Origin of the sequence: Asaia sp. SF2.1 (assembly GCF_000505765.1) — a bacterium.
Classification (GTDB): domain Bacteria; phylum Pseudomonadota; class Alphaproteobacteria; order Acetobacterales; family Acetobacteraceae; genus Asaia; species Asaia bogorensis.
The window spans coordinates 114900-121364 of sequence record NZ_AYXS01000051.1 but is presented as its reverse complement, the minus strand read 5'-3'; the positions used below and the strand labels follow the sequence as shown (position 1 = coordinate 121364).

The following is a 6465-nucleotide window of genomic DNA, read 5'->3' as shown; positions in this document are numbered from 1 at the left end:
CCTGAAGCAACTTGGTATCGGACATGATCTGGCTGAGCGAGGTGACGCTGGCCATCTTGCGCGTAAAATACAGAGCGTTGCCTACGCCGTTATCCGTGTTGGCGTCGTTCGACTCATATTGCTGTTTCTGATAGTTCGAAACGATCTGATCGATCGACACACCGTCAACCGTACTGGAGACCTTACTGTCGCTCTTGAGCACCGATTGGCTGGCCTCGGAACTCTGTGACAGATTGGGTGGTTGGAGAGTGACGCTGTACTGCACTCCGTTGACCGTTGCCTGCAGCGAGGGGATGTCATGGGTGTACTGCCCATTGACCTGAAGCACGTTGCCGGAGCCATCGAACCCCACTGACACCACGGTGCTATTGACGGTAGAACCATAAGGATCGACGACGTAAGCACTCCAGGTGCTCGGATCGCTGCTGCTCTGCGCCCATTTGACCGACAGATACGTCCGACCGAGCGTGACATTGTTCGTATCGTCAGACGCCTGGTTCGGATTGAAAGGGACCGTGATATAGGTCTGTCCGGTGCCGGAAAGCGACCCGATTGTCGCGGAGGGCATTGAGAGCGAGGTGCTGGAAGAGTCGACGTTCTGCAACAGCACCGACTGGGTTGGGCTGGTAGCCTGGTAGCTGTTGCCAGCCATGATCACGCCTGAACTGCCCCCGAGCGTGCCCAGCGAGATTGATATTGCCTGACCCTTTTCATTCGCGTCGTTAAGCGTGATGGGCAGCTCGACCGCCTGTCCGGCTGCACCCGAGGCAATAGTCGCTCCGGTAGTCGTATTGGTCGCGGAAGCAAGCGTACCATCGCTGTTAAATGTCACCTGAAACGCATTGCTCGCGACCGATGCATTGCCCTCGGCATCAAAGGCAGAGACACTCCAGCTCAAAGGGTTCGTCTTGCTTTGTGTCCACTGAAGCGCAATCTTGTGAGCCCCGGAAACATCGTCATACGCATCGACGGCGGGCGAAACATATGTCTGGCCAGAGGCCCCTGCAGAGGGGAGGGTTGCGCTCATCGTTACAGAACTGGTCGGCGTATAGGTTGTGCTGAGCGCCGTTGAACCGCTACCAGTGATGAACGCTGTGTCGCTAGAGCTACCCTTGTTCTGCCCCCAGACCTTGAACGCGTCGGCGAAGGCAAGCCATGTTGCGTTTTGAGACGTCTTGGCGAGAGATTTACTGGAGCTGGGGTCCTGGGTCAGCAGGTCCTTGATGAGTGCTGTCGCATTGGCGTAGCTCCCCATCCCAAACGCCCCGAGTACGACCTGAAGAGAGGAATAATCTTTCAGGAGGGCATCAGCAGAGGTTATCGCAGGCGCTTTTTTTTCAAAGGCAGCGACTGCCTGCTTCGTTGCAATATCGCTCTTGGCGTAATTCGATGCGGCCAGATCCTCGTCCTTGAGGGCTGAGAGGTAGCTGGCAACCGGTGATATGTTTGTTATGGCCATACACGTCTCCCGGGGTTCCTCCGCTCTTGGGCGATCCTAACGGGAGAAAATTACGAAGAGGTTTCCAGATGAGGCTCTCCCGCGATCATTCTCCCCGGGCGCCCTCCCCCTCCCGCCGGGGGAGGGGACGTTCCTTCTGACGCTGGATCATGCCCGATATCACTGAAGGCAAAGTGTGATACGAGTTCTGCAAGAGAGTCTGCTGTTGACACGAGGCTCTTCACTGCCTCTGCGCTTTCCTCGGCCGCGCCTGCATTCTGCATGGTCGTCTGCTCGAGGTCGCTCATTGCCACATTGAGTTCGCCGATGCTTTGGGACTGTCTCTGCGCAGATGATGCGATGACTGTGACGGCGCTGCTGATTTCCCGAACCTGATCCATCACCTTTTGTAGCGCCAGTCCGGCCTCTCGCACTTTCGTAACGCCGAGACGCACATGGGCATCCGATTGAGCGATCAGCCGTCCTATAGCCTCTGCTGCCTCCCGAGAGCGCTGTGAGAGGGCCCGGACCTCTTCGGCCACCACGGCAAAGCCGCGACCGACATCACCGGCGCGCGCGGCTTCCACGCTCGCATTCAAGGCAAGGAGGTTGGTCTGGAATGCAATCTCGTTCATGATGGTGATGATGCCACCGATTTCCTGTGAGGAAGACTCAATGGCAGTCATCGCGGCAATCGTATCGGTCCTGATGATGTCTGCATGTTCTGCCTCACGCTGGGCCACGAGAACCATCTCTTCGGTTTTGCGCGTCTCGATAGCGGTCTGCTTCACACTGCCGGCTATCTGGCCAAGCGCTGCTGACATCTCCTCCCCAGCCGCCGCCTGTTGTTCGGTACGGCTGGAAAGCTGATCGGCGCCGTGACCGATATCGGTGGCATTTGTTCCAATATGCACGGCCTCGTTGCTGATATGGTGTATCGTCTTCTGGAGCGTGACCGCAGCCTGATTGAAGTGCAGACGAAGAGCGTCCAGCCGCTCCGGGACTGCCCCATCTGCAATCCTGAGGGTCAGATCACCATTCGCCAGGGCGCTCAGGGCCTGCCCGAGAGTCTCAACTGTTGCCTGATCTTCTCGCGCACGCTGCGTCTGCTCCTCCTGTAAACGGAGACGAGCCTGGTCCATGCCATCGAGGTAAGCCGATATTGTAAGATCGATCTCAATGAGGACAGCCTTGGTCAGACTTTCGATGCGTCCAGCCATGTCATCCACACTGTGTGAAGACAGCTTTTTCAGAATGCCCCGGGGCTGATCATCGCGGATGATTTCATGCATCAGAGCAACAAGAATCCGGCCATATGCACCGATGTAAAAGCTGGGTTCCAGCCCGATACGGGCATGAGTTGTCCCTATCTTTGTGACATGTGCAACGTAATCCTCGTCAAACCGCGCCTTGGCTATACGTTGCCAGTGGGCGAGTTGCGCCTCTTTAGCACGCTCCATATGGGCGTTATCAGTAAAGAATGCACGTGAGCGCGGTGTTTCACGGATCTTCCGGTAGAGGCCGTCAAGTACTCCCGGGAGTTCCCGTTCTATGAGACTGGCCATCGAGCGCAACGAGGAGAGATCACTCTGTCCCATGCCAATGAAATCCTGCCTGCGTGCCAGATCAGAGAGTAGGGTTTCAGTCATGTTGCAGCTTCTCGCTTGTTCGTTGGTACTCAATGGTGCGGTGCGCCCCCTATTGAGCAAACCTTCAAGAGAGCGTGAAGAGAGGATTGTTTGTAATCATTGTCAATGATCTGGTCGTGCGGAGCCTTTCGGGCTGGTTTTTGGGGGCGAGGTGAAGCCTAGGTAATCGTCTCGATGGTTTTGATACGTGCCCGGGGATAGATCTCTGCCTGGGATAGCACCGGGACCGCGGGGCGTACGCGCTCAACGATTGATCGCATTGAATCGCGTACAGTCGAGGAGACGACGATGACCGGCACCTCGCCAGTTGCTGAAACGGCGTTGAAGGCGTCGCGCAGTTTGATCACGAAGCGATTGAGCATGGATGGCGGCATGGCAAGTCGCCGGTCATCGCCTTGTCCGGCTATATGAGCGGCGAAGTCGTTTTCCCATTCCGGAGAGAGGGTAATCATCGGGATATAACCTGCGGGCCCCTCCAGGCCGCTGCAGATTTGTCGGGAGAGGCGGACGCGCACATGAGCGGTGAGGGCCTGGATGCCTCGCAAGCCCAGACCATTACCCTCCTGGATGCTCTCTAGAATTGTGGGCAGGTCGCGTATGGAGACCCGTTCGGCGAGAAGCGACTGCAACACACGCTGCACCGTACTCAGGGTAACCTGTGATGGAATGAGGTCTCCCACCAGCTTCTGCTGATCCCGGGGCAGTTCATCGAGCAGATTCTGGGTCGCTACGTAAGTCAGCAAATCTGGCAGATTTTGCCTCACAAGTTCGCTGAGATGTGTGACCAGAACACTCGCAGGATCGACGACCGTGCATTTGAGGGCCATGGCTCGCGGCTTGAGGGCCGGTGCAATCCACACGGCGGGAAGACCGAAAGCGGGTTCTGATGTCCTCTCACCCTCAAGATCGGGAGCGCCCCCCGATGGTGTCATGGCCATAAGGCGGCCAGGCCGGACTTCACCACTACCGATGGTGATTTCCTTCAGTTTGATAACGTAGCGATCAGACGGCAGGACGATATTGTCCTGTATGCGAATGGGCGGTGTAATGAAGCCCATCTCGGATGCGATTGTTCTCCTCAGCGCCTTGATCTGCTCGGTGAGTTGCGCGTTCTCACCATTGGTCATTGGAAGAAGCCCGAACCCGAGCTCAAGGCGAAGCAGATCCAGTTTGAGCACATCAGAAATAGGTGACGCAGAAGGGGCCGGGGGCGCTTCGCTGACGTCACTGTCATTTTCATCTGGTGTCGGAACTTTCCAGCGCCACCATGCAGCGGTGCCGGCAAGGGCGCCAATGATGAGGAACGGAAACGCTGGCAGCCCAGGCATCAATGCGAAGCAGCCAGAGAGAATCGCGGCCATCGCCATGGGTTTCGGGTTTCCGCCGAGCTGGCGGACAAGCGTGACGTCTGCCGACCCCGCAGTTCCCCCTTTGGTAACCACGATACCGGAGGCTGTCGAAACGAGTAGGGCAGGAATCTGGGAAACCAGTCCGTCACCGACAGTCAGTGTTGTGAACGTACTTGCCGCATCGCCGATAGGCATGCCGTAGCGGAGGACACCGATAGCCAACCCCCCGACAATGTTGATTCCTGTAATGATCAGCGCTGCGATGGCATCACCGCGGACAAATTTTGCAGCACCGTCCATGGCGCCGTAAAACGAGCTTTCGTCTTCGAGCTCCCTGCGCTTGAGGCGTGCTACCCTGTCGTTGATGGCTCCTGACGACAGCTCGGCATCGATGGCCATTTGTTTGCCAGGCATGGAGTCGAGAAAGAAGCGTGCTGCAACCTCTGCGATGCGTCCCGAGCCCTTCGTGATGACCATGAAGTTCACGACGAGAAGAATGCTGAAGACGATTCCCCCGATCACGACATCACCGCCCATCAGGAACCCTCCGAATGCGGCGACAACATGCCCTGCAGCAAAGGTGCCTTCGTTGCCGTGGCTCAGGATAAGGCGTGTTGTCGCGATTTCGAGCGAGAGGCGGAGCAGTGTCGTGAGGAGAAGCAGGGTAGGGAATGAGGTGAATTCAATGGGTCTCTCCAAAAACAGGGAAACCATCAGAACAAGCACGCTCGATGTGATTGACAATGAGAGACCGAGATCGAGAATGAAAGTCGGCAGAGGGATGATCAGAATCGACAGCAGCAGCAACACGCCGAGCGCAAGGCCGACATCGGTGCCGGGGATCGCCCGTCGCCAGGAGGTCTTGTAACTGCCATCTCTGACGGATTGAGATGCCTTCGTTATTTGCCCGGTCAAGGAAGAAAAAAGTTTTGAGGCAGCGTTGCCACCCGTGCGCGATTTGCTGGAGGAAGGGGCACGGACCGGAGAGACGTTTGCGCTTTCCAAAATGTCAGCTTTCCTAGCCTAAGTCATGGTGCCGACGGCATTGCTGCGCAACGGGCCCCGACCTGTCGTCCTGAAATGAATGATACGCCAATCGTTGCGGCAGGCGCTTGAATCTCGCGCCAAGAGGTATCCCGTCTCGCGTAGATGAGGCAAGATATTAAGCGTTACGCGTTCATGGATCGCTAACCTGCTTTCGAAATGACCTGAACATGATCGGTGATGGCATGACACAAGACACGGCTAGTCCGGAACCGCGAAATCTGACACATGCTTCATCGCCTGCTGAGCAGTGGTGGAAAATCCCGGGTGCACCGCCGGATGTCGGGAAGTTTGTTGAGGCATGCGAGGCCCTGCTGGGCTCAGGTGACGGGATCAGCGGATTAAAACTTGTACTCGAAACGATGGCAGTCCATCAGGACGAGTGGAAGCTCTCTATGGCGGGAGCGTCGCTCATCCTGCGTTTCACAACGCGTTATGACATCGTTGGGGTCCTGCTGCGCAATGTCATACGCCTGCAACCTGACAATGTGCCCGCCCAGGCTTTCTCCGCCCATTTGCAGATCGTGCGCGGGGACGTAAGCGGCGGCTGCGCAAGCTTTGCACAGATGATGGCAACATATCCCGGGCAGAAAGCGGAGATCGGGGAATTCATCAGCATGTCCCTGCTTGAAGTCGGGTATCCTGCTGAGGCGCTTGCGGTGCTGAAATCTCTGTTCAACGACGGAGATGAAACAGCGTCACTGCTCAATAATGCCGGTTGTGCGCTCGAGCGGCTCAATCGCTCCGTTGAAGCCCTGCCGTGGTATGAAAAAGCCCTCAGAATCAGCCCTGAACGCAAAGCTATCGCGTTCGGTTATGCCTGCACCCTGATCAAGGCGGGTCTTTTTGAGAGAGGCTGGCCACTCTATTTCGAGCGCGAATTGCAGATAACCCCACAGCAGGGCTGGGTACGCAGCATTCCCCGGCTCCGTCCTGATACCGGCCTCTCAGGGAAGCGTATCCTTGTCTTTCAGGAGCAGGGGTT

Annotated in this window: 3 protein-coding genes and 1 pseudogene; 1 reads left to right on the top strand and 3 read right to left on the bottom strand. The window is 56.9% G+C overall.

The features are described from left to right. From P792_RS36300 to flhA, 3 genes are all read right to left on the bottom strand, one after another. On the bottom strand, positions 1–1459 hold a 1459-nt coding region (locus tag P792_RS36300), incomplete at its 3' end, for a DUF1217 domain-containing protein (protein WP_152530302.1). Positions 1460–1509: 50 nt separating this feature from the next. Further along, complete coding sequence (locus P792_RS35480) at positions 1510–3087, bottom strand: globin-coupled sensor protein (RefSeq protein ID WP_023980036.1); 1578 nt, start codon at positions 3085–3087, stop codon at positions 1510–1512. Positions 3088–3245: 158 nt separating this feature from the next. Next, positions 3246–5351 carry a flagellar biosynthesis protein FlhA gene (gene flhA / locus P792_RS35475; RefSeq protein WP_152530289.1) on the bottom strand — a complete coding sequence of 702 codons (2106 nt, stop codon included), beginning with the start codon at positions 5349–5351 and terminating at the stop codon, positions 3246–3248. A 314-nt stretch (positions 5352–5665) separates the two neighbouring features. On the opposite strand from flhA, the pseudogene P792_RS37875 reads away from it, so the two are divergent. After that, positions 5666–6465, top strand: a pseudogene (locus P792_RS37875) (hypothetical protein); the annotation flags it as partial.

Coding starts and splice junctions, on each gene's coding strand:
- P792_RS35480 (WP_023980036.1), bottom strand. CDS start 3,087: ATGACTGAAACCCTACTCTCTGATCTGGCACGCAGGCAGGATTTCATT.